At 63.4% G+C, this 23015-nt stretch carries 24 protein-coding genes; 12 read left to right on the forward strand and 12 right to left on the reverse strand.

Translation table 11 applies throughout. The annotated features are described in order from the left end of the window. Positions 1 to 197: 197 nt before the first annotated feature. Complete coding sequence (locus ACW5W4_RS13150) at positions 198 to 530, reverse strand: cupin domain-containing protein (RefSeq protein WP_456689673.1); 333 nt, start codon at positions 528 to 530, stop codon at positions 198 to 200. Between the two features lie 199 nt (positions 531 to 729). On the opposite strand from ACW5W4_RS13150, the gene ACW5W4_RS13155 reads away from it, so the two are divergent. The 5 genes from ACW5W4_RS13155 to ACW5W4_RS13175 all read left to right on the forward strand — a co-directional run bounded on the left by ACW5W4_RS13155 (position 730) and on the right by ACW5W4_RS13175 (position 5999). Next, positions 730 to 2088, forward strand: coding sequence for an NCS2 family permease (locus ACW5W4_RS13155; RefSeq protein WP_456689674.1), 1359 nt, complete (start codon positions 730 to 732; stop codon positions 2086 to 2088). 237 nt (positions 2089 to 2325) lie between these two features. Next, complete coding sequence (dhaK, locus tag ACW5W4_RS13160; RefSeq protein ID WP_139746148.1) at positions 2326 to 3396, forward strand: dihydroxyacetone kinase subunit DhaK; 1071 nt, start codon at positions 2326 to 2328, stop codon at positions 3394 to 3396. A 15-nt stretch (positions 3397 to 3411) separates the two neighbouring features. Next, positions 3412 to 4041, forward strand: a complete 630-nt coding sequence (gene dhaL / locus ACW5W4_RS13165; protein ID WP_456689675.1) for a dihydroxyacetone kinase subunit DhaL — start codon at positions 3412 to 3414, stop codon at positions 4039 to 4041. Between the two features lies 1 nt (position 4042). Then, positions 4043 to 4759: a dihydroxyacetone kinase phosphoryl donor subunit DhaM gene (gene dhaM, locus ACW5W4_RS13170; RefSeq protein WP_456689676.1), complete on the forward strand. Its 717-nt coding sequence runs from the start codon at positions 4043 to 4045 to the stop codon at positions 4757 to 4759. Positions 4760 to 4916: 157 nt separating this feature from the next. Then, on the forward strand, positions 4917 to 5999 hold the full coding sequence (locus ACW5W4_RS13175) for a glycerol dehydrogenase (protein ID WP_456689677.1): 1083 nt from the start codon (positions 4917 to 4919) through the stop codon (positions 5997 to 5999). 89 nt (positions 6000 to 6088) lie between these two features. Here ACW5W4_RS13175 and dhaR read toward each other — a convergent pair whose 3' ends face one another. After that, positions 6089 to 7990: a dihydroxyacetone kinase operon transcriptional regulator DhaR gene (gene dhaR / locus ACW5W4_RS13180; protein WP_456689678.1), complete on the reverse strand. Its 1902-nt coding sequence runs from the start codon at positions 7988 to 7990 to the stop codon at positions 6089 to 6091. A 505-nt stretch (positions 7991 to 8495) separates the two neighbouring features. On the opposite strand from dhaR, the gene ACW5W4_RS13185 reads away from it, so the two are divergent. Continuing rightward, the gene (locus ACW5W4_RS13185; protein ID WP_456689679.1) at positions 8496 to 9263 is read left to right on the forward strand and encodes a hypothetical protein; all 768 of its coding nucleotides are present in this window, start codon (positions 8496 to 8498) and stop codon (positions 9261 to 9263) included. A gap of 129 nt (positions 9264 to 9392) precedes the next feature. Here the strand turns inward: ACW5W4_RS13185 and ydiK are convergent, their stop codons facing one another. Next, the gene (ydiK, locus tag ACW5W4_RS13190) at positions 9393 to 10478 is read right to left on the reverse strand and encodes an AI-2E family transporter YdiK (protein ID WP_456689680.1); all 1086 of its coding nucleotides are present in this window, start codon (positions 10476 to 10478) and stop codon (positions 9393 to 9395) included. Continuing rightward, complete coding sequence (locus ACW5W4_RS13195; protein ID WP_456689681.1) at positions 10475 to 11854, reverse strand: bifunctional NUDIX hydrolase/phosphatase PAP2 family protein; 1380 nt, start codon at positions 11852 to 11854, stop codon at positions 10475 to 10477. Before ACW5W4_RS13195 ends, ydiK begins: the two co-directional genes overlap by 4 nt. 170 nt (positions 11855 to 12024) lie before the next feature. Between ACW5W4_RS13195 and ACW5W4_RS13200 the strand changes: the two genes are divergently transcribed. Continuing rightward, positions 12025 to 12405: a hypothetical protein gene (locus tag ACW5W4_RS13200; RefSeq protein WP_408797144.1), complete on the forward strand. Its 381-nt coding sequence runs from the start codon at positions 12025 to 12027 to the stop codon at positions 12403 to 12405. 229 nt (positions 12406 to 12634) lie between these two features. Here the strand turns inward: ACW5W4_RS13200 and ACW5W4_RS13205 are convergent, their stop codons facing one another. Together ACW5W4_RS13205 and ACW5W4_RS13210 are read right to left on the reverse strand one after the other, a co-directional pair. Then, a complete protein-coding gene (locus tag ACW5W4_RS13205; protein WP_427263262.1) occupies positions 12635 to 13408 on the reverse strand; it encodes a substrate-binding periplasmic protein in 774 nt (257 codons plus the stop codon). 70 nt (positions 13409 to 13478) lie between these two features. Beyond that, positions 13479 to 14510, reverse strand: coding sequence for a hypothetical protein (locus tag ACW5W4_RS13210; RefSeq protein ID WP_456689682.1), 1032 nt, complete (start codon positions 14508 to 14510; stop codon positions 13479 to 13481). A 210-nt stretch (positions 14511 to 14720) separates the two neighbouring features. On the opposite strand from ACW5W4_RS13210, the gene ACW5W4_RS13215 reads away from it, so the two are divergent. Then, positions 14721 to 15032, forward strand: a complete 312-nt coding sequence (locus ACW5W4_RS13215) for a DUF1496 domain-containing protein (RefSeq protein ID WP_456689683.1) — start codon at positions 14721 to 14723, stop codon at positions 15030 to 15032. A 312-nt stretch (positions 15033 to 15344) separates the two neighbouring features. On the opposite strand, the gene ACW5W4_RS13220 is transcribed toward ACW5W4_RS13215, so the two are convergent. Next, positions 15345 to 16793: a catalase gene (locus tag ACW5W4_RS13220; RefSeq protein WP_456689684.1), complete on the reverse strand. Its 1449-nt coding sequence runs from the start codon at positions 16791 to 16793 to the stop codon at positions 15345 to 15347. Positions 16794 to 16954: 161 nt separating this feature from the next. Here ACW5W4_RS13220 and ACW5W4_RS13225 point away from each other — a divergent pair, with 161 nt between their 5' ends. Together ACW5W4_RS13225 and ACW5W4_RS13230 are read left to right on the forward strand one after the other, a co-directional pair. Then, entirely contained in the window at positions 16955 to 17440 is a 486-nt protein-coding gene (locus ACW5W4_RS13225) for a GNAT family N-acetyltransferase (RefSeq protein WP_456689685.1), read from the forward strand. Then, positions 17437 to 18294 (forward strand): AraC family transcriptional regulator, encoded by an 858-nt coding sequence (locus ACW5W4_RS13230; RefSeq protein WP_456689686.1) that lies wholly within the window; start codon positions 17437 to 17439, stop codon positions 18292 to 18294. The genes ACW5W4_RS13225 and ACW5W4_RS13230 overlap by 4 nt, the downstream gene beginning before the upstream one ends. An 89-nt stretch (positions 18295 to 18383) precedes the next feature. Here ACW5W4_RS13230 and ACW5W4_RS13235 read toward each other — a convergent pair whose 3' ends face one another. Continuing rightward, positions 18384 to 19289, reverse strand: coding sequence for a DMT family transporter (locus ACW5W4_RS13235; protein ID WP_456689687.1), 906 nt, complete (start codon positions 19287 to 19289; stop codon positions 18384 to 18386). Between the two features lie 89 nt (positions 19290 to 19378). Next, positions 19379 to 19819, reverse strand: a complete 441-nt coding sequence (locus tag ACW5W4_RS13240) for a DUF2214 family protein (RefSeq protein ID WP_427263268.1) — start codon at positions 19817 to 19819, stop codon at positions 19379 to 19381. A gap of 165 nt (positions 19820 to 19984) precedes the next feature. On the opposite strand from ACW5W4_RS13240, the gene ACW5W4_RS13245 reads away from it, so the two are divergent. Together ACW5W4_RS13245 and ACW5W4_RS13250 are read left to right on the forward strand one after the other, a co-directional pair. Next, on the forward strand, positions 19985 to 20182 hold the full coding sequence (locus tag ACW5W4_RS13245) for a hypothetical protein (RefSeq protein ID WP_456689688.1): 198 nt from the start codon (positions 19985 to 19987) through the stop codon (positions 20180 to 20182). A 47-nt stretch (positions 20183 to 20229) separates the two neighbouring features. Then, entirely contained in the window at positions 20230 to 20397 is a 168-nt protein-coding gene (locus tag ACW5W4_RS13250) for a hypothetical protein (protein WP_456689689.1), read from the forward strand. 69 nt (positions 20398 to 20466) lie between these two features. Here the strand turns inward: ACW5W4_RS13250 and ACW5W4_RS13255 are convergent, their stop codons facing one another. Genes ACW5W4_RS13255 through ACW5W4_RS13265 form a run of 3 tightly spaced genes read right to left on the reverse strand, consistent with a single transcriptional unit; the run spans position 20467 to position 22968 of the window. After that, positions 20467 to 21138 carry an HAD family hydrolase gene (locus ACW5W4_RS13255; protein ID WP_456689690.1) on the reverse strand — a complete coding sequence of 224 codons (672 nt, stop codon included), beginning with the start codon at positions 21136 to 21138 and terminating at the stop codon, positions 20467 to 20469. 39 nt (positions 21139 to 21177) lie between these two features. Beyond that, a complete protein-coding gene (locus tag ACW5W4_RS13260; protein WP_456689691.1) occupies positions 21178 to 22185 on the reverse strand; it encodes an ABC transporter ATP-binding protein in 1008 nt (335 codons plus the stop codon). Between the two features lie 6 nt (positions 22186 to 22191). Further along, complete coding sequence (locus tag ACW5W4_RS13265) at positions 22192 to 22968, reverse strand: ABC transporter permease (RefSeq protein ID WP_456689692.1); 777 nt, start codon at positions 22966 to 22968, stop codon at positions 22192 to 22194. Positions 22969 to 23015: the final 47 nt, after the last annotated feature.

Here is a 23015-nt window from a genome sequence, read left to right on the forward strand (position 1 = left end):
GTTCAGTCGGTTAGAATACCGGCCTGTCACGCCGGGGGTCGCGGGTTCGAGTCCCGTCCGCTCCGCCACTAATTTGAAAGGCCTTCCCTCACGGGAAGGCCTTTCTGCTATGCACTTTCAGCATCTGAGTCCAGGAAGCCCAATCTGTCAATTGGGCTTCTTTCGTTATGCTTTGTCACTGTGGCGCGGGGATTCCTCTAGTAGTAGACGCAGAGCCAGACGGTGATATCGGTCGGGTGGGTCCACTCCACCCTGTGCTGAAGGTGCGCGGGAATATTGATGTAATCTCCCGGTCCCAGATGTACGCGCTCTTGTACCCCGGTATCCGGGGTGATGAAGACCAGAATGGCTTCCCCCTGCACCAGCAATACCCATTCATGTTCATCCTGATCGAACCACTCTCCGGTGGGGGTCTGTTGCCCCTGGGAGAGGATGCGCTCGATGCGAAAGTGATTGGTGCTGACCAGGTCGGTGAACACCTCATTGGGCAGGGGGGAGGGGATCTGGCCAAGCAGGTTGCCTGTGTGCATGGGCTTCTCTCCGGCTGATGGGGCTAGTAAGAGTGTAGAAGCTGAAGGGGAGCTTCCCATCTGGAATCACAGGCCTCCAATGAAGCTTTAAATGGAAAAGTTCGGTAAGATGCGCCCTAACTCGCTGCAATTTCGCCAAATTCTTGCTATTTTGCGCGCCAGCAAGCAAACGATTTCCTTCACACATTCAGGATGAACTATGGCAACGCAAGAAATGACGGCCCGCGCCGGCAATGGCGGGTTTTTGGATTCCTATTTCTCCATCAGCCAGCGTGGCAGCACGGTGCGCCAGGAGTTGCTGGCCGGTCTGACCACCTTCCTGGCCATGGTCTACAGCATCATAGTGGTGCCGAACATGCTGGGTGCCGCCGGTTTTGAGCAGGGTCCCGTCTTCGTGGCGACCTGCTTGATCGCCGCCTTCGGCTCCCTGCTGATGGGCCTGTGGGCCAAGCTGCCGATGGCTATCGGTTGCGCCATCTCCCTCACCGCCTTTACCGCCTTCAGTCTGGTACTGGGTCAGGGGCTGAGCATTCCGGTCGCCCTGGGCGCCATCTTCCTGATGGGTGTGCTGTTTACCCTGATCAGCGTCACCGGCGTGCGCCAGTGGATCCTGGACAACCTCCCCTCCGGCATCGCCCACGGCACCGGCATCGGTATCGGTTTGTTCCTGCTGCTGATCGCCACCAACGGCGTCGGCATGGTGATCAAGAACGAAGGGGCCGGTCTGCCGGTTCAACTGGGTGAAGTGACCTCCTTCCCGGTCATCATGACGGTGCTGGGTCTGGCCGCCATCTTCGGTCTGGAGCGTCGCAAGGTGCCGGGCGGCATCCTGATGGTGATCATCGCCATCTCCATCCTCGGCCTCATCTTCGATCCGAAAGTGACCTGGCAGGGCTTCTTCGCCATGCCGAGCCTGACCGGTGAGAAGGGCTCCCTGGTAGGGAGCATGGATCTGCTGGGCGCCCTCAATCCGGTGGTGATCCCGACCGTGCTGGCGCTGGTGATGACCGCCGTGTTTGATGCCACCGGCACCATACGTGCCGTGGCCGGTCAGGCGGGCCTCATCAACGAACGCGGCCACATCATCAGCGGCGGCAAGGCCCTGACGGCCGACTCCGTCAGCAGCATGGTGGCAGGCGCCGTCGGTGGTGCTCCGGCTGCCGTCTACATCGAATCCGCCGCAGGTACCGCCGCCGGTGGCAAGACAGGTCTGACCGCTGCGCTGGTCGGCGTGCTCTTCCTGCTGATGATCTTCCTCTCCCCGCTGAGCTATCTGGTGCCGGCCTACGCCACCGCACCGGCCCTGATGTACGTCGGTCTGCTGATGCTGGGCAACGTCACCAAGCTGGACTTCAGCGATTCGGTCGATGCCCTCGCCGGCATGCTGTGCGCCGTCTTCATAGTGCTGACCTGCAACATCGTCACCGGCATCATGCTGGGCTTCGTGGCGCTGGTCATCGGTCGCCTGTTTGCCGCCGAGTGGAAGAAGCTGAACGTCGGCACCGTCATCATCGCCCTGGCGCTGGTCGTCTTCTACGCCGGTGGCTGGGCCATCTAACCCGGCAGGTTATTGCGGTTGTAACGAAGGGCCCTGCGGGGCCCTTTTCATGGCTGTGAGGCCGCTTACAGTTTCCCGCCCGTTTGCCCTGCAGTGTTTCATATTGAAACGCCGACCACCTTTCTGCTGTTTCAAATCCGAACCAAATCACCCGTCATTTTTCTCCCTGTTTATCCCGTTAGACTGACTCCATCAACCATTTGCCCACCCGTGCGGTGGCAAGCCAAGGAGTGAGCCATGAAGAAACTGATCAATGCCGTCGATGCCGTGGTCCGTGAACAACTGATGGGGATGGCAGCCGCCCACCCCGAGCTCAAGGTACGTATCGAACCCCACTACATCACTCGCGCCGACTCCCCCGTGATGGGCAAGGTGGCGCTGGTCTCCGGCGGTGGCAGCGGCCACGAGCCGATGCACGGCGGTCTGGTGGGCAAGGGGATGCTGGATGGCGCCTGCCCCGGCGAGATTTTTACCTCCCCGACCCCTGATCAGATGTACGAGTGCGGTCAGGCCGTTGATGGCGGCGCGGGCGTGTTGTTTCTGGTGAAGAACTACACAGGCGACGTACTCAACTTCGAGACCGCGGTCGAGCTGCTGCACGGTGACGGGGTCAAGGTCGGCTTCTCGCTGATCGATGACGACGTGGCGGTCAAAGACAGCCTCTACACCGCCGGCCGCCGTGGCGTCGCCACGACAGTGCTGTGCGAAAAACTGGTGGGGGCCGCAGCCGAAGCTGGCTATGACCTGACCCGCTGCGAGGCGCTGGCCCGTCGCATCAACAATCAGAGCCGCACCATAGGCGTCGCCATGCACGCCTGCACAGTACCTGCCGCTGGCAAGCCCTCCTTCACCCTGGCCGACAACGAGATGGAGTTCGGCGTGGGCATTCACGGCGAGCCGGGCATCGCGCGTCGCCCCTTCACCGACCTCAATACCCTGGTGGACGACATGTTCAGCGAGCTTGCTGACAACACCCCCTACGGCCGCACCCTGCGCCACTGGGACAGAGCCTCCGGCAGCTGGCAGGAGGAGCACACCTTTATCGAACCGCTGAATGCGGGCGATCGTGTCATCGCGCTGGTCAACAGCCTGGGTGGCACCCCCATTTCCGAGCTCTATGGCGTCTATGGCCGCCTCGCCACCCTGTGCGAAGAGGCAGGCATCCATCTGGTGCGCAACCTGATCGGCCCCTACTGCACCTCCCTCGACATGACCGGCATCTCCATCACCCTGCTCAAGGTGGACGACGAGCTGATGACCCTGTGGGATGCCCCCGTTCATACCCCCGCCCTGCGTCGCGGCTGCTAAGGAGCCTTTATTCTCATGTTAAGCAAACATCAAATCGTCAACTGGCTGCTCGACTGCGAACAGATCTTTACCGAGCAGCGCGACTACCTCACCGCGCTGGATACCGACATCGGCGACGGCGACCACGGCCTCAATATGCAACGCGGCTTCGCCAAGGTAGCCGAGAAACTGCCCGCAGTGGCGGACAAGGATATCGGTCAGGTACTGAAAACCACCGGCATGACCCTTCTCTCCTCGGTCGGCGGCGCCAGCGGACCCCTCTACGGCACCTTCTTTATCCGGGCCGCGGCCAGTACTGACGCCTGCCAGAGCCTCGGCCTCAGTCAGCTGTGCAAAATGCTGAGCGATGGCGTCGAGGGGATCGTCTCTCGCGGCCGCGCCGAGCCAGGCGACAAGACCATGTGCGATGCCTGGTGGCCGGCGCTGGCCGCCCTGCAACAGGCGCAGCAGCAAGAGTTGCCGCTCAACGAAGCGCTGGACAAGGCAGTGGCAGCCGCCGCCGCCGGTACCGAGGCCACCATCCAGATGCAGGCCCGCAAGGGGCGCGCCAGCTATCTTGGCGAGCGCAGCATCGGCCATCAGGATGCCGGGGCCACCTCGACCCTGTTGCTGCTGACCGCACTGCGTGACAGAGCGAGGTTGTGACATGATCGGAATCGTAGTTGTCTCTCACAGCGCCCAGCTTGCGGCCGGATTGAAAGCGCTGGCCGACCAGCTCGGCAGCCCGGCCAAGTTGCTACTGGCGGCCGGTGTGGATGACCCCGACCACCCCATAGGCACAGATGCCATCGCGGTGATGAGTGCGATTGAAGAGGCGGACGACGGCAGCGGCGTGCTGGTGTTGATGGATTTGGGCAGTGCCCTGCTCAGCGCCGAAACCGCCCTCGAACTGTTGCCCCCCGAGCTGAGCGCGAGGGTGCGTCTCTGCCCAGCCCCGCTGGTTGAGGGCACCCTGGCCGCCGTGGTAGCGGCAGGTTCAGGCCTGACGCTGGATGAGGTGGCGGCCGAGGCGCTCGGTGCGCTTGGCCCGAAACAGGCGATGCTGCCTGCCAGCGCGGCGCAGGCCGCCACTGAGACAGCCCCCGTTGCCGACGACGGCTGGCTGCGCTGCGAAGTGGTGGTGGATAACCCCCACGGCCTGCATGTGCGCCCCGCCGCCCGACTGGTGGCCGCCCTCAAGCCCTTTGCCGCTGAACTCAAGCTGCAAAAGGGGGATAAAGAGGCAAATCCCCGCAGCCTGACCCGGCTCGCCATGCTCAACGTGCGTCAGGGCGACACGCTCACCCTGCTGGCGCGCGGGGAGGATGCCACCGCCGCCTTGGCCTGCTTCCAGCAGCTGGCCGCCGAGCGTTTCGGCGACTGACGCCGCACGCCACTGTTTCAAGGGGCTGCTCTCGCTCGCTGAGCCTGTGCAGCGCCACTGTCGCGCAAGTCAAAGACGAAGGACTCCCCGGCACTGCCGCCCCTTCGCCCCTGTTAGTTTCAAAAGAAGTCTTATGAACTAGAGAGAGGGAAAGAATATGGACCGCATTATCATCAGCCCCAGCAAATACGTGCAAGGCAACGGGGCCCTCGCCAATATCGGCAACTACGTCAAGGCGCTCGGCAGCAAGCCGCTGATCCTGGCCGACGCCTTCGTCACCAAGCTGGTAGGCGATACCGTGGCCACCAGCTTCCACGGCGCGGGGATCAAGCCAGAGTTCGACTGTTTCAACGGCGAGTGCTCCCGCCCCGAGATCGACCGCCTGCTGGCTCGCTGCAAGCAGACCCCGTTTGACGTCATCATCGGCATCGGCGGCGGCAAGACGCTGGATACCGCCAAGTCGGTCGCCTTCTACCAGAAGGTGCCTGTGGTCATAGTGCCGACCATCGCCTCCACCGATGCCCCCACCAGCGCGCTGGCGGTCATCTACACCCCACAAGGGCAGTTCAGCGAATACCTGATGATCCCGACCAATCCCGACATGGTCATCATGGATACCGGTGTGGTCTCCCGCGCCCCGGTGCGGCTGCTGGTCTCCGGCATGGGGGATGCGCTCTCCACCTACTTCGAGGCGCGGGCCAACAAGGTCTCCGGTTGCCAGACCATGGCCGGTGGCGCCTCCACCCTGGCGGCCCAGGCCATCGCTGAGCTCTGCTACCAGACCCTGCTGGCCGATGGCTACAAGGCCAAGCTGGCGGTGGAGCAGGGGCTCTGCACCAAAGCGGTGGAGAACATCATCGAGGCCAACACCTATCTGAGCGGTATCGGCTTCGAGAGCAGCGGGCTGGCCGCCGCCCACGCCATCCACAACGGCCTGACCCAGCTCGCCGAGTGTCACCACCTCTATCACGGTGAGAAGGTGGCGTTCGGTACTCTGGTGCAGCTGGTGCTGGAGAACGCACCGATGGCGGAAATCGAAACCGTGCTGGGTTTCTGCCGCTCGGTAGGCCTGCCGACCAACCTGCATATGATGGGGGTCAAGGAGCTGGATATGGCGCGCCTGATGGAGGTCGCCAAAGCCTCTACCGCCGAGGGCGAGACCATCCACAATATGCCGTTCAAGGTCACCGCCGAGGATGTGCTGGCGGCCATGGTCACCGCCCACCAGCTGGGGCTGTAACCGCGCCACGGCTGACCCTGCCATATAATACGGCCCCGCATCTGCGGGGCCTTTTCGTTTTCTACGGGCCGGTTCGTGACGGCTCTGCGTCAGCCGTGATAATCGGCGGGATCGATCTCGAGCAATTTCAGCCGTCGCCACAGGGTGGTGCGGCTGATACCCAGATGTTGGGCCATCTGGCTCACCTGCCCTTTGCAGGCGTGGGCGCAGCGCAAGATGGCTTGCCGCTCCAGCTCCGCCAGGGTGAGCAGCGGTTGCCCCACCACCTCATCCGTCAGCAACTGATAACCGTGCCGAATGGCGGCGGGCAGCGCCTCCGGCGGGATCAACCCCTGACCGGCGTGAAGCAGGGCATGCTCGACGGCGCTGCGCAGCTCCCCCAGATTGCCGGGCCAGGGATAGGCGAGCAGACAATCGAGGGCCGCCGGACTGAACTGGCGCACCGGTTCGCGCCCCTGCGCCCCTAGCTGCTGGCTGATAAGGCCGGGCAGATCGGCCGCGCGCTCCCGCAGCCCCGGCAGCCACAGCTCGCACGCCTGCAAGGCATAGAGCAGCTGGCGGCCAAACAGCCCCTCCTGCACCAGCTGCTCCAGCGGGGCGCTGCTGGTGGCGATGATCCGCACCTTGAGCGGCAGGATGCGGGCCGAATCGAAGCGCTGGATGCGGCCGGTCTTGAGCAGTTGCAACAGCGCCGCCTGCATGGGGGCACAGAGGCACTCCACCTGCTCCAGCACCAGGGTGCCGCCGTGGGCCAGCTCGAACTTGCCCGCCCGTTCCTGCCCCGCTTCGTCGGAGCCCATCAGCTCCAGCGCCATCCGCTCGCTCGGCAGCGCCTTGCAGTTGAGGGTAATGAGCGGCCCGGCGGCCCGTTCGCTGCCAAAGTGGATCGCCTCCGCCAGCTGGGCCTTGCCCACCTCTTCTTCACCGCGCAGCAGGATGGGTCCCTGACTCTGGGCCGCCTGCCGGGCGTAGCGCAGCAGCTTGCGCATGGCGCTCGATTCCCCCACCAGCGCCGACAGCTCGGGCACCGTCTGACGCAGCTGGTGAATGGCCCACAGCCGATCGACCGGGTGCAGCAGGGCGATAAAGCTGACCCCCTCCGGCCCCGGCAGCGGCTTGAGGCTCACCAGCGCATTGATGAACTCCCCCTCCTGAGCGCCGAGCCGCTCCAGCGTCACCTCCACATGACTGAGCGGCGTCTGCCCCCTGATGGCCAGCTGCAAACGCTGGGGCAGCAGCAGGTGCTGCTCCAGGGGCTGGCCGAGACAGAGTGCCGGATCGAGCCGCAGACGGTGCGCCGCCAGGGCGTTGAGGTAACGCAGTCGACCCTGGGGATCCCAGGCCAGCACGCCGTCATCCATGCCGTCGAGCAGGGCGTAAAGTTCGCTCAGGTGGTGCTGGGACTCCTGCATCAGGGTTTCCATCTGCAGCAGATGGGCCAGCTCGCGCCCGGCGCTGACGGTGAGCGCCAGATCCCCGACCGTTGCCTCCTCCACCTTGCAGATCAGGGCCATGATGGCGACCTGACGGCCATTGCTGTTGTAGACCGGGCTGGCGCAACTGTGCCAGGGGTGCAGGGTCTGGTTGAAGTGCTGGGGGCCGCTGACGCAGAGCGGCACTCCCTCCAGCGCCGCCAGATTGATGGCATTGGTGCCGATGCGCCCCTCGCTGAAAAAGGCACCGGGGCCAAACCCCAGCACCGCCAGCTCGCGCAGGGTGTCTGGGTGGCCGGTCTGGGCCAGCAGGCAGCCGCTCTCGTCGGTGAGCAGCAGGGCGCAGGGGCGCCCCTCCATAAATTCGTAGAGATCCTCGAGGGCCATCTCGCCGGTGGTGAGCAGGTCGCGCTTGCGCTGGCGCAGGCTCTGCAAGGTCTGCCCCTTGGCGCAGTGGGGCGGATGCCAGAGGGTGGCGCTGGTCTGGTGGGCGCAGCGCAGCCAGGAGGCCCGCAAGTAGTCAGGCCAGGGCTGCAATGGCTGAAGGTCAGATGGCATGGTCACAGCAATATCCGGCAAGATGTGAGCCGACCATTTAACCACTCTTGCCGGCCCGATTCAGTGACCTGCCTCAGAGGGTGGCAAACCATCCTCGGCGGGAGCGGGGCTGGCAAACTGCAACTCAAGCCAGCGACAGAAGGCGCGGTACTACTCCTTCGCTCTCTTGATATATCGTCCCGCTCACACTAATGGTTCATTTGTTAAAAGAAGGCGAGATGGTGCTTTCCATTGCCGATCCTTAAGTGTATTTTTGCTCAAGAGTACAAATCAGAGCCAAAGGAAAATATTGAGTTGAATGTATTCAGCACCATAGGCAGATCGGTAATGCTGTGATTTGAAAACGTACTTTCTTGGCCGGCGAACAGGGCAAACCGAAGTTATATGAAAGTCTCTGTTAACGGATTAGAACCGCCTTCCATTTAATCACTGTTAGGCTTCTGGAAGAACATATAAAATGTTTAGTCAAAATTATAGATTGCTTACCCAAGAAGGACATTTGACAATGTCTAGCCTTTTGGGTGGCCTAAATTCATTAAGAAACGCCAATATTGATGAGAATCATCGAGGCTTGTTTTACTCAGGTTTGTTCGAGCTTGCTACAGGTTTTGAGCGTTTGATGAAAATAGTGCTTATCCTTGATCACCAACTAAAAAATAATCTAAAAAACCCAACAAACAAAGAATTGAGGGCTTTTGGTCACAATATAAAAGATCTTTTCGAAAACTGTTCAGTACTCCCCCAAGAGTATGGATTACGACAACAGCCGAGCCTTAATGATAAGCAAACAAAAATAGTTTCTACTCTTACAGAGTTTGCGAAAGGTTCGCGATACTACAATCTTGATGTGTTAACTAATCACAATGAAAATGATGATCCTATCGGACTTTGGTTATCTGTAATTGACGATCATATTTGGAGCCTACGTAGTGATGTGCATACAAAGTTACGAAATGACGCAGCAGAAGTAATTGAACGCTCAGGTATGGCGAGTAGTTGGCAACAAAATGTAGATGGTGAGTGGGTTACTGTACTCGACTTTTACTATTTGATGTCTGCTACAGAAAAGGCTAATCCTCATATAATATGGTCGATTATTGAAATGCTGCGCCCATTTTATGGCCTGTTGCGTCATCAATGTTACGAGTTACACGAATTATATGCGCAACAGGGTAAGGAAAATGAAATACCCTATATGTACGAGTTTTTCCCTTTTTTCCTAACACCGAAAAACTCCGCGTTGAGAAAGAAACAGTGGATTTGGGGGAAGTAAGCCCGTAGGTTCCGATTAGCCGTAAGGCGTAATCGAACCTGCGTGGGACGGTAATAAGCCAAAGAGCCGCCCTTATGGGCGGCTCTTTGTATCAGCGATGGATGGCTGAATCGTCTTGTTACCAAATCGTCACTCGGCCTTGGGCGCTTCAACCGCAGCAGTCGCCGGTTGGTCACCTTCCTTGATCCAGGCATCCAGCAGGGTGTAGCCCACCGCCAGCATCACGGGGCCGATAAAGAGCCCTATGATCCCCATGGCCAGCAGGCCGCCGATGACCCCCACCAGGATCAGGATCAGGGGCAGGTCGGCGCCGCGCTTGATGAGGAAGGGGCGCAGGAAGTTGTCCATGGTGCCCGCCAGCAGGGACCAGATCAGCAGGAAGGTGCCCCAGGTGGTGTCGCCGCTCCAGTAGAGGTAGCCCACGCTGGCCAGCAGCACCGGGAAGGGACCTATCTGGGCGACGATCAGCAGGAACATCAGCACCACCAGCACCATGACGTAGGGGATGCCGGCGATGAGCAGGCCGATGCCGGCCACCGAGGATTGCACCAGGGCGGTCACCACCACCCCCAGGGCGACGGCGCGGATCGCCTGGGAGGCGAGCACCACCGCATTGTCACCACGTTCGCCCGCCAGGCGGTGGGCGAAGCGGCGGATGCCGTCGGCGGCCTTCTCCCCCGAGTGATAGAGCAGGCCGCAGATCCCCACGGTCAGCAGGAAGTGGACGAACAACAGGCCCAGATTGCCCGCCTGGGAGGCGAGCCAGCGGGCGGTCTGGCCGAAGTAGGGGGCCAGCTTGGCAAACAGCACCTGGCCACCGCTCGCCAGTATCTGCTGCCAGAACTCGAACAGCTTGTCCCCCACCAGGGGCACCTCTTGCAGCCAGAGCAGCTTGGGGGGCGGCGAGTGGCTGAGGTTGGTGCCGAACTCGATCAGCATGGGGGCCTTCTCCGCCACGTTGGCCAGGGCCATGAACAGCGGGATGACGAACATCAGCAGCAGCACCAGGGTCATGAAGAGGGCGGCCAGGGCGCGCTTGCCCCACAGCAGGCGCTGCATCATCCGCATCAGGGGCCAGGTGGCGATGGTGATCATGGTGGCCCACACCAGGGCGGGCAGGAAGGGGCGCAGCACCATGAAGCAGGAGATGATGAGAATGCTGAGAAACAGCACCCCCAGGGTGATCTTGGCCAGATCCGGTTTCTTGATGGTCATGATGTTCCTTGCGGTGGGGTCATGCCCCGGTTGTGGTCATCGGTCAGGGAGAGGAGCCACCAGAAGCCATGGCTCAACCAGAGCCCCCAAAGCCCATAGAGTATGCCTTGCCCGCTCAGGATCAACTGAGAACTGGTGATGAGCTGTGGCAAACGGGCGCCAAGCAGGCCCAACAACAGGCCGCCTGACAGGGCGATTACGCCGGTCAACCAGGAACGGCGACGAGCGCGGTCGACCCGGCTCCGGCTCCCGATCAACAGGGCCAGGCTGGCGAGGGCGATGGCGAGCAGGGATGGAGATTGCAAGGCGGCGGCACCAACACCGGCGAGGCCGGCGAGCAGCAGCCAGGGGCGCGGTCGACTGGCCAGGGGCAGCAGCCAGGGGGACAGGGCGAACAGGGTCAGCCCCAGCAGCAGGCCGGCCACCACGTCCGAGATGAAATGCACCCCGAGCCAGACGCGGCCCAGGCCGGTGGCGATCCCCAGTGACAGGGCGAGCGCCAGCGCCACGCCTTGTCGTCCCGGCCAGGCCCACTTGAGCAGCAGGCCCCAACAGAGCATGGCCATGGCCGAGTGGCCGCTCGGCATGCCGAAACCGGGTACGGCATGGAGGGCAAGGTCCGGCATGAAGTTGAAGGGTCTAGGCCAGGCCACGCCCTCCTTGGCGAGCTCAACCAGCAAGGAGAGCCACAGCATGGCGAACAGCAACTGCCGTGCCCTGGGCCAGCCCAGCAGGGGCAGCAAGAAGGAGATGAGCAGCAGCAGGATGGAGGGGGAGCCCGCGAGATTGGCCAGTTGCAGCCAGGGCGCCTGGGGCCCGATGAGGCTCTGTACCTGACGGATCAGGGAGAGCTCCCGGTCGTGGAGGGCACTGGCCCTGGAGCGGAAATCCACCACCCAGGTGACCTCGCTGTCAGGGAGCCCGGCGAGACGGGGGGCCAGCCAGTCGAGCTGCGCCGAAAAGCGGTGCCGCTCCCGGGGCAGGGCGCCGGGGGCGATCAGCAGGGCGCTGAGCACCTCCCCATTGCGGTGGGGGGCCTGGAGCAGGGAGACGGCTCCCGTGCCCGACTGTGTGACCATGGGGTCCTGGGTCTGGCAGGCAAACAGCTCGGCGGACTGCCAGCGGCCCAGGGGGGCGACGACCCTTCCTCTGAGTCCGGTCTCTTCGAACAGCTCCCGCAGCGCCGCCTGGGGTGGTGTCTCGCCCTGGTCGATATAGCCGCCGGTCAGGCCGTAGCGTAACGAGGCCCTGTCTTGCACCAGCAGGACCCTCTCCTGGTGTTTGATGACGCACACGGCCGAAGTGGGCGTCGATTGGGCCAAGGTCGGTACGGCGGCGAACAGGGCGAGTAACAGGCAGCAAGCGTATCTGAGCATGAGGGGCGAGTCCGGGAGCAATCGCGCAAGGGTCACAGAAATCAGTCGTTTGGGCAATGTTTTCCCTGTGCATGACCCCGCTTGCCCAGGTCTGGATTGCCCTTGCCCGCCCCTGTGCCTACTATTGGCAGCTATCGTCACCCTTCATGCAGCAAACCGTGGGACTCCTCATGAAACAGTTAGGTTTTTATCTCGGCATCGGCCTCGGCGTCATCCTGATATTGTTTGGCAGTATCGTCATCTGCCAGGCCCTGCCTGCCGCACTGGACGTGCTGGAAATGCCGAGCCGCATCCCCTTCGTGCGCGAGGTCTACACCTGGCTGATGAGCAGTGCCAATGGCCTGACCGGCCAGCTGGAGCAGAACTTCCTGGAGGCGTTCCAGACCGTGCTCAAGCTGATCCTGCTCATTACCTTTATGTGGGTCTGCGTCAAGCTGGTCAACATGGGGGTGCTGATCATCCGGGCCGGGGTGGATCTCATCCGCACCGCCATCGAGCACAGTGAGCCGGCCGCCAGCAAGGACAATGAGCAGGACAACCTCTACAAATAGCAGCCTGCCCCCTCGCCGGATGAAGAAGAGGTCACCCCAGAGTGACCTCTTTGCTTGGCGCCTTTGCCTGGCACAGAGGCGCCCGGCCTCACTCCAAGGACAACGAGCAGGACAACCTCTACAAATAGCTGCCTGCCCCCTCGCCGGATGAAGAAGAGGTCACTCCAGGGTGACCTCTTTGCTTGGCGTCTTGGCCTGGCGCCTTTGTCTGGCGTAGAGGCACCCGGCCTTACTCTATCTCGGGCAGGAGGGCATTGTTGCCCGGTGCGAATTCGTCTCGATAGCGGGCCTGCAGGGCGCGAAACGCGGGGCCTTGGCGCACCTTGTCTAGGGCTTGCTGCAGCCTGGCCACCTCGGCCGGATCCACGGCGGCATTGAAGGCGAAGCAGTTGTCCTGCCGGGCCAGCACGGCCACGGTGACGAACTGTTCCTCCGGGTAACCGAGCTGGCGGATCTGGTGTCGCAATATCACCTCGTTGCCCGCCACCAGATCGGTGCGGGCCAGCAGCAACAGGCGTGCCACCCGATCCATGCTGGGCACCGTCATCAGCTGACTCGGGGGAACGCCGCGATTGAGCAGCAGCTGCTCACCCACATCGGCCTGCATGACCCCGATCCTCAGGGCGAGCAGATCGGCCCCGCGCTGGATTGTCGGCAACGCGTCGGCCCTGGCCATCAGCACGATCCGGGCGCTGCTGATGGGGCAGACCCATTGCAGCTGAGAGGCGCGAGATGGTGTGCGCGCCGTGCTGATCAGCACGGCGTCCGGTTGCTGAGTCAGCAGATACCAGCCCCGGGCCCAGGGCTGGAACTGGATGGGGGCCTCTTCCTGACCCAGTTCCTGCCACATCAGACGCAGCACCTCTATGCTGAACCCTGTGCCGCGCCCCTCCTGGTCCTGGCCGCTGAAGGGCAGATCCTGCTCCGCGTAGTAGGTCAGGGCCGCCAGCGGCGGACTGAGCAGGGTAGCCAGCAGGCCGATGAGGGCCAGGGGGCGAGCCATGATCGCCATCCTCATCCTCTTAGTCTCCGGGCAGGAAAGGGTTGGGGCCGAGTCACGGCGCTGCACGTCCTCACTTCAGCAGTGCCTCCAGCTCGGCCTCGGCGCTGGCGCGGGCGGCGGCCTGAGGATCCTGAACCGGTGAGGCCTGGCTGCCCGCCTCGTCGGCCGTTTGGGTCAAGGCCTGGGTTGCTGCTTGAGCTGCGGCTTGAGTGGTGACTTGAGTTGCCGCTGCGCTGGCACTCTGGGTGGCCTGCTTGCCGGCCTCGTCGGCCGTTTGGGTCACGGCCTGGGTTGCTGCTTGAGTTGCGGCTTGAGTGGTGACTTGAGCTGCCGCTGCGCTGACGCTTTGGGCAGCCTGGCTGCCAGCCTCGTTGGCCGCCTTGGCCACGGCCTGGGTTGCTGCTTGAGTCGTGGCTTGAGTGGCGGCTTGAGCTGCCGCTGCGCTGGCACTTTGGGCGGCCTGCTTGCCCGCCTCGTCAACCGCCTTGGTCACGGCCTGAGTCGTGGCTTGAGTGGCCGTTTGAGTTGCCGCTGCGCTGGCGCCCTCGGCTGCCTGGCTGGCCTGGTTGCTGACCGCCTTGGCGGCCTGCTGGCTCGCCCCGTTGAGCAGCTCGCTGGCCGACCCTGTCATGGCTCCCTTGGCGGCCTCGCTGGCCGGGGTCTGCCAGCCGCTCATCTCGCTCGGCCAGCTCGGGGTCACCTGACCCAACTGCTCGCCAAACACCTCGACGGCATCCCCCTTGAGCAGCTTGACCGCCATCTGGTTGGTATCCGAGTTCCACACCAGGCCCGCCTTCTGGGCGAGGTCGGGCACCGGGGTATAGCGGGAGACCACATAGAAGAGGGGCCCTTCCTGTTGCAGCTCACCGGCCGTCTTGAGCAGGGCGACCGTGGTGTCATAGTTGGGGCCGAGCAGGGCCGTCATCCTGTCCTTGATGAGGGGTTGTTCGAACAGATTGACCTCGTTGGGGTCGAAACCGACCAGCGGCTTGAGCAGGGCCCACATCAACTGGCTGGAGGGGCCCATCATCAGCAGGGGAGCGACGCAGGCGGACAACATCAGGCTCAGGCAGGTCGCCTTGAGCAAGGGCATGATACGCATTGGGGGAAAATCCAAATAACGATTTGATAATTAAGGTAATCTCGGTCTCGTTCAGACCAGGTTACTGGGGTTGTGGCGGCCAATTCCTGTACAGGCTGGCGCGGCGCTCGCAGGCTACCATATTGGTTCCGGAATGCCAGATGGTGTGTCACTTATTAATCAAGTTTTCCCTCGGTCTGGTCGCCTGAAAGAGGTAACCAAGGAGTCGCGATGAAATCAGTCGTTGTCATGCTGGCCCTGCTGGGGCTAACCCTGCCGGCCATGGCCGAGCCATCCCGTCATACCATCAGGGCCGGTACGGATCTGGTGCTGCCCCTGGGCGCCATGGCGGAGCGGATCTGCTGGTATGAGGGACAGCAATATTCTCTCGGCGCCCGGATCCCCCAGGGAGAGCACGGGCTGATCTGCGCCCCCATCAACCTGCAGGAGAGCAATGGCCCCCTGGCCTGGCGTCCATTGCAAGAGGAGAGGGAGGGAGCCGCCCCTCCGGCCGGGGTGGATCGCATCGAGACGCCCCGCTGAGCTTTTCTTGATCCAGCTAAAGACAGGAGCGGGAAGGCTATCGCATAATACGGCCTCGCTCACAATTGGCATGGGACCCAAGACTATGGCTCGTCGCTCTTCCATTACTCAACGTCGTCGCAATAGTTGGTGGTACAAACGCCTGCTGGTCAGGGAGCGGGCAGAGCGCGAAGCGCGGTCCGTCCGGGATTGATAGAGATTGATGAAAACGGGAGCCTCAGGGTTCCCGTTTTGCGTTTATCCCTGTCACCATGATGACAAGGGGGCCATCAGGCCCCCGTTTTGCTTTTGCAGATGTTGCCTGCTTGCGGATTAGCGTTGCAGGGCGGCCAGGGCCAGCTCCACCCGCTTGGCGTACTCGGGGTCGGCCTGCTCGAGATGGTGGAGCTGGGCCGCGACGATGGCGTCATCCTCCACGTTAATGAGGGAGCGTGCCATGTTGGCGGCGAGGCGGGCGCGCTGCCCCTCGTCCATCAGGCGGAACAGATCCCCCGGCTGGCTGTAGTAGTCATCGTCGTAGTCACGAAAATCATGGTGCAGGGCGGCCCCTTCCAGACTCAGGGCCGGTTCGTGCTGCTCGCTCGGCTGCTGGGTACCGAAGCGGTTCGGCTGGTAGTTGGGGCTGGTGCCGCCATTGCTGTCCGCTCGCATGGCGCCGTCGCGGTGGGCGCCGTGGTGGAACGGGCAGCGCGGGGCGTTGACCGGCAGCAGGCCGTGGTTGACGCCGAGACGATAGCGCTGGGTGTCACCGTAGGAGAAGAGCCGCCCCTGCAACATGCGATCCGGCGAGAAGCCGATGCCGGGCACCACGTTGGCCGGGGTGAACGCTGCCTGCTCCACGTGGGCGAAGTAGTTGTCCGGGTTCTGGTTGAGTTCCAGCACGCCGACTGGGATCAGCGGGTAGTCACTGTGCGGCCACACCTTGGTGAGGTCGAACGGGTGGATCTGGTAGCTCTGGGCCTCGGCCTCCGGCATCACCTGCACATAGACCTTCCAGCGCGGGAAGTCGCCCCGCTCGATGGCGTTGAACAGATCCGCCTGGCTGGTCTCTCTGTCCTGACCGACGGCGGTGGCGGCCTCTTCATCGGTGTAGAAGCTGTGGCCCTGCTCGGTCTTGAAGTGGAACTTGACCCAGAAGCGCTCGTTGGCCGAGTTGATGAAGCTGAAGGTGTGGCTGCCGTAGCCGTTCATCTGCCGCAGGCTTTTGGGGATGCCGCGATCGCTGAACAGTATGGTGACCTGGTGCAGGGATTCCGGGTGGCGGGACCAGAAGTCCCAGGCGGCGGTGGCGCTGCGCAGGTTGGTGCGCGGATCCCGCTTCTGGGTGTGGATGAAGTCGGGGAATTTCAGCGGATCGCGGATGAAGAACACCGGGGTATTGTTGCCCACCAGATCCCAGTTGCCCTGTTCGGTATAGAACTTGAGGGCGAAACCGCGTACGTCCCGTTCGGCGTCGGCGGCCCCCTTCTCGCCGGCCACTGTGGAGAAGCGCAGGAAGACCGGGGTCTGCTTGCCGACGGCATTGAACAGGTCGGCCTTGCTGAACGCGCTGATGTCATGGGTCACGGTGAAGGTGCCGTAGGCGCCCGAGCCCTTGGCGTGCACCACCCGCTCGGGAATGCGCTCGCGGTCGAAGTGGGCGAGTTTCTCCATCAACCAGACGTCTTGCATCAGCACGGGGCCGCGAGGGCCGGCGGTAAGGCTGTTGTTGTTGTCGACAACGGGGGCGCCGTTGGCGCTGCGCAGGGTCTTGTCAGTCATGAAATCTCTCCTTGTTGAGCTGGGGCCAGCCTAAGGATCCTGCTCCCTCAGGGCCAATGGCCCTTTCCTAGCTCTTTGATAGGTATCGCAAATGACTGTGGTGGGGGGATGACCCGCCCCCGGGGATGGGGCATGATGAGAGCTAGCCAGAGGAGACCCATATGCAGATCCACATCCGTCACGCCGAGCCCGGCGACGCCCCCGCCTTGCGGGATCTCTACGCCATGCCCCAGGCTCAGGCGGGCACACTGCAACTGCCTTATCCACCCCTGAGTGTTTGGCAGCAGCGGCTGGAGAACGGCGGCCTGGTGGCGCTAGTGGCTGAGGTGGAGGGGCAGCTGGTGGGTCAGATCTCGCTCCACGGAGAGGCCAATCCCAGGCGCAGGCATGTGGCCAGCATCGGTATGGGGGTGCGGGATGACTGGACTGGCAAGGGGGTAGGTTCCGCCCTGCTGGCGGCCGTGTTGGAGATGGCGGACAACTGGCTCAACCTGCGGCGGATCGAGCTGACCGTCTACGGCGACAATCAGGGGGCCCTGGCACTCTATCGCAAGTTCGGATTCGAGCAGGAGGGGCTGGCCCGTGGTTACGCCTTCCGTGGTGGTGAGTATGTGGACGCCCTCTATATGGCCAGGATCAAGCGGTGATCGACTATCGCGAGCGCCTGACTCCGGTGCTGCGGGCGCTGGAGCAGGATCCGGATCTCTCCATCGAGGCGCTGGCGAGCCGCGCCTGCCTCTCCCTCTACCACTTCCACCGGGTGTTTACCGCCGTGGTGGGGGAGTCCCCCGGCGAGATGTGTCGGCGGCTGCGGATGCAGCGGGCGGCCTGGCAGCTCTGCTACACCGATGCCAGCATCACCGCCATCGCCCTGGGGGCGGGTCTGGCCAGCTCCCAGGCCTTCGCCAAGGCGTTTCGTCGTCACTATGGCTGCACGCCAGGGGCGTTTCGCCGCGACAAGGGCAAGAACGGACACCTGGATCGCAAGGAAGGACACGCATGGCAAGGGGCGCTCCCTTATGCTGAAGACCTGTCATCAGCAAGGAGCAACAATATGAAAACTGTCGAGATGGACGCCCGCACCCTGGCCTATATCCGGGTCACCGGCCCCTATGGCGAAGGCTATGACGCCGTCTGCCATCGTCTTCACCAGTGGGCCGCGCCCCGTGGCCTGGAAGGGGGAGAGTGGATCTTCATCTACCACGACAACCCGCAAGTCACGCCGCCGGCCCAGTGCCGCACCGACATCGGCATCAGCGTGCCGGCGGGCACCCAGGGGACGGGGGAGGTGGAAACGCAACTCATCCCCGCCGGGCGCTACGCCCAGTCCCGCTACCTCATCACGGATCGCAGCCAGTACGGGCCGCGCTGGCAGGAGCATGTCGGCGATATCGTCTCCGCCGGGCTCGCCTTTGGCGACGGCCCCTGCTTCGAGCTCTACCACAGCGTGAGCAATGACCCCCTGCGCGACGACGTGAGCTTCTGCTCCAGCGTGCGTTAGACCTGGGGCCATAAGACGAGGCGCCTGTGGGCGCCTCGTTTTTATTGGGGGATGGAGACCGGCCACTTGCGTAGTCGGCCGCGACCGCATCAGGACTGGCTGGGCACCTTGTCCCGGCGGGATTTCCACCACCAGCGCAGGCGGATCTGGGAGATGAGCATCCCCGCCAGCATCAGGGCGCAGCCTACGATGGCCCGTTCGTCCAGATGTTCCCCCAGCAGCAGAACACCGCCGATGGCGGCGAATACCGTCTCCAGGCTGAGGATGATGGCGGCGTGGGCCGGGTGGGCGCCGCGCTGGCCCACCACCTGCAGGGTGTAACCGATGCCGACCGACACCAGCCCCGCATAGAGCAGCGCCTGCCAGCCCGCCACGGCGCCACCGAGGGTCGGGGTCTCGATGGCAAACGCCGTGACCAGGCTGAGCAGGCCGCACACCAGGAACTGCACCCCGGCCAGGCGAATGGGGGCGACCCGGCTCGAGTAGTGATCCAGCACCAGCAGGTGAATGGCCCAGAACAGGGCGCCGATCACCTGCAACAGGTCGCCGTAGCCCATGGTGAAATCCTCGGTCACGCTGAGGTAATAGAGCCCGGCCATGGCGATGAGGGCGCCGACCCAGGTGTTGACCCCCGTCTTGTGGCGCAGAGCCAGTCCCAGCACGGGCACCAGTATGATGTAGAGCCCCGTGATGAAGCCCGCCTTGGCGGCCGTGGTATAGAGCAGCCCCACCTGTTGCAGGGAGGCGGCGGAGAAGAGCACAGTGCCGGCGATGAGACCCCCGGTCAGCAGCAGGCGCGGGTTGTCCTCCTTGTCTGGCCGGGTCGGCTGGCGGGACTTGAGCCACCACAAGAGCGGCAGCAGGGAGGCGGCCCCGAGCAGGAAGCGCAGGCCGTTGAAGGTGTAAGGCCCCATGTGATCCATCCCCAGCCGCTGGGCGACGAAACCCAGCCCCCAGATGGCGGCCGCCATCAGCAACATCATGTTAGAACGCATACGGTTTCATCCCTGAAATCAAAAAGTTGAGGCACCCTCTCCACCATACCGCCTGGGATGGGCTTTGTCTTGGTCCGCCGAGCGCCGGGTCAGGGGAGGGAGGTGTGGGCGAGCAGGGGGATCAGCATCAGCAGCAGCAGGTCGATGCGCAGGATCCAGATCACCCACAGTTGCTGCTGGGTCGAGACCATGGGGGCTTGTCCCCGGCGCAGGGATCGGCGCCAGCGGTAGAAGAGGCGGCTCGGGTAGCCAAAGCTCAGGGCCATCAGCACGAAGAGCAGCAACTTGAGCCGGTAGCCAGACAGTTGCAGCAATTCGCCCGGCCCCTGGGGGCTGTCATAGAGCCGCATCATGCCGCTCAGAAACAGCAACAGCAGGGCCAGCGCCGCCAGACCGTCGGCCATGAGCAACTTGCGCACCTGCTCGATGGACATGCCGCGGCGAAACAGGAAGTACTCCGAGGTGAGGGCGCCGGTCAGCATGATGAGGGCGCAAAAGTGCACGGATATCCAGTAGTCGTGGGTCAGCATGGGCGGCCTGGCTGTGGAACATCGAACATTTTTCTTCCTTTTGGGCGCAGGAGATCGTCGCCGGTAATCTGCGTCGACAACCCAGCGATGCGAAGCCATCCTTGCGCGATGCCCTGGTTGCCAACAGTCTTGCTTCCAGGTCAGCCCAGGCGGTTGGGGTTGTTCATGCCGGTGCCGAGCCTGGGCTGCATCTACTGGCGGCCCATGTCTTGCAACCTGCAACAGGCGCTGGGACAAGGTCTTGGCGCCAGTCATGCCCCGCTGCGCGAGAGCCTGGTCGAACCCTCTCTGGCGCAACTGGGGCGACAGTTTACCCTGATCTACGGCCAAGTGAAGGCCGAGGATGTGAGAGGGGAGCCGTGACCCATCCCCCGGCTTATCTGCACGATGGGTGATGCGACCAGGATTGGGTGTCCGATCGGGTCGCCATTCGGCTGGGCACGGAGCGGCGGCGAAGGTTTGGTTATCCGCAGAGGGAGACGGCGGGTGCCGAGGCCTGTCGCGCCAAGCAGGCGGGCAAGAACCGCTGCGATCAGGCGGGGGAGGCGTTGCCGGCACCCTTGCTGCGTCAGGTGTGACGCCGTGCCTGAAACGACACAGAGGAGACCATGGCCCCCTCTGTGTCGTTTCATCGGATCGCTGTGGCGCTACTGCGCCTGCCCCTCGGCCCGTTGCCAGTCGAGGATGGGCCAGCCCAGCGCCTCGGCCTGCTGGCGCAGGGCGGGGGCCGGATTGACCCCGTGCGGGTGGCTCACCGCCCGCAGCATGGGAAGATCGTTGTGGGAGTCGCTGTAGCCAAAGCTCCCCTGCCAGAGGTTGTCCCTGCCGGTAAAGAGCTGGTTGATGCGGGCCACCTTGCCCTCCCTAAAACTGAGGGTGCCCCGGGTCTGACCGGTCAGCCTGCCGGCTTCCTCGTCGAGCAGGATGGCGACGCAGTGATCCATCCCCAGCATCCTGGCCATGGGGGTCACCAGGTGTTCGCCGGAGGCGGAGATGAGCACCAGCTCGTCCCCCCGCTGGCGGTGCCACTCGATGCGGGCCAATCCCTCGGGGTAGAGGCGCTCGCGCAGAATCTGCTCGGCGAAGTGATGGCACTGCTGCTCCAGCCACTGGCGCGACCTGCCCGCCAGGGGCTGCAGGGTGAAGGCCATGTACTGGTGCATGTCCATCTTGCCCTGGTGGTAGAGGGACATCATGGCCTGCTCCTCGGCCACCATGCCCGCCGGGGCCAGCTCCCCGGCCACCATGTACTCCAGCCAGAGGCTGGCACTATCCCCGGATATCAGGGTGTCGTCCAGATCAAACAGTGCCAGTGCCATGAGGGCTCCTTGCAGTCGCAACGAAAATGAAACGAGGCGTCATGCTACCTCACAGAGTTGATCCCGGGCCACCGCCAGGGTCACGGCACGGCCCACCGGCAGGAGGTCATCGGCCGAGCGGTTGAGGCAATCCACCGTCAACAGCCCCGCCTCGCACTCCACCTGGTAGCGAATGACGTTGCCGAGCAGCTGCTGGTGGACGATGACGCCGGGCAGGCTGGGGTCGTCGCACTGGGTACCTGGGGGCAGCAGGGTGATGGACTCGGGGCGCAGGGCCAGCTTGCTGCGATGGCGAGGACCGAACAGGGACTTGCCCTGCTCGGCGCCCAGCAGGTTGTAGTGGCCGATGAAGCTCGCCACAAACTCGCTGGCGGGGCGGGTGTAGATCTGCTCCGGGGTGCCGCTCTGGACGATGGATCCCTTGTTCATCAGGAAGACGCGATCCGACAGGGTGAGCGCCTCCTCCTGATCGTGGGTCACGAAGATGGTGGTGAGCTCGAGGCGCCGCTGGATCTCGCGGATCTGCTGGCGCAGGCTGCGGCGGATGCGGGCATCCAGCGCCGAGAGGGGCTCGTCCAGCAAGAGGATCCGCGGCTGCACCACCAGGGCCCGGGCCAGGGCCACCCGCTGGCGCTGGCCGCCGGAGAGTTCGGCCGGATAGCGGCGCTCGAAGCCGGTCAGCTCCACCAGCGCCAGCGCCTCTTTCACGCTGGCCGAGAGCTCGCGCCCCGGCTGGGGCTTCATCTTGAGGCCGAAGGCGACGTTGTCCCACACCGTCATGTTGGGAAACAGCGCATAGCTCTGGAATACCATGCCGATGCCCCGCTTCTGGGGCGCCTGCCAGGTGATGTCCTCACCGGCCACCCGCACCTGACCGCCATCCACCGGGGTGAGCCCGGCCAGGGCTCGCAGCAGGGTGGACTTGCCGCAGCCGGAGGGGCCGAGCAGGGTCACCAGCTCCCCCTTGCGGATGCCGAATTCGATCCCCTCGAACACCTTGGTGTCGCCGTAGGATTTATGCAACTGATTGACTTCTAAATGAAACATCTTGGATCACCGATGAAATCTGTTGGCCGCCCAGGTGAGCAGCAGGGTCAGCAGGAAGTAGCTCATCACCAGCGCACTGGTGAAGTGGCCCGAGGTGGACCTCATGTTGTAGAGGTAGACCTGCAGGGTCTCGTAACGGGTGCCCACCAGCATGTTGGCAAACACGAACTCACCGAGCAGGAAGGAGAGGGAGAGAAACAGCGCCGCCAAGAGCCCCTTGCGCAGGCAGGGGACAACCACCAGCAGGAAGGCGCGGCCGCTGCTGGCCCCCAGCAGGTGGGCGGCATCCATCAGATCTTTCAGCGGCACCCCTTGCAGGCTGTTGGCCAGCGCCCGGTACATGAAGGGGAGCACCACGGTGAACCAGGTGCCGATCAGGATCCAGGGCGTGCCGATGATGGGCAGGACGCCGTCGGCGTAGATCTGCAGCAGCCCCACCGACGAGACCACCGGTGGCACCGCGAAGGGGAGCAGGATCAGCAAGTTCATCCAGGGATCCAGCCTGGGGAAGTAATAAGCCACCACCAGCACGGTCGGCACCAGCACCAGGGTCCCCAGCAGCAGGGTGGCGAAGCAGACCAGGAGGCTGCGGCCAAAGGCCGCGAGAAAGCGCGGATCGCCCCAGAGCTTGAGATACCAGTCGAGGGTGAAGCCGTCCGGCAGCAGGGTCGCCCCCCAGCGGGTGGAGATGGAGTAGAGGAAGGTGGCCAGCAGCGGCAGCAGCAGGGTGGCCACCAGGGCCCCCAGCACCCAGCGCGGCCAGCGCGGCGTCAGGTCATGCATCTTGTCGTCTCCCGCCATGATGTGGGCCAACTGCACCCAGCTTGTTC

Source organism: Aeromonas crassostreae (assembly GCF_054052445.1).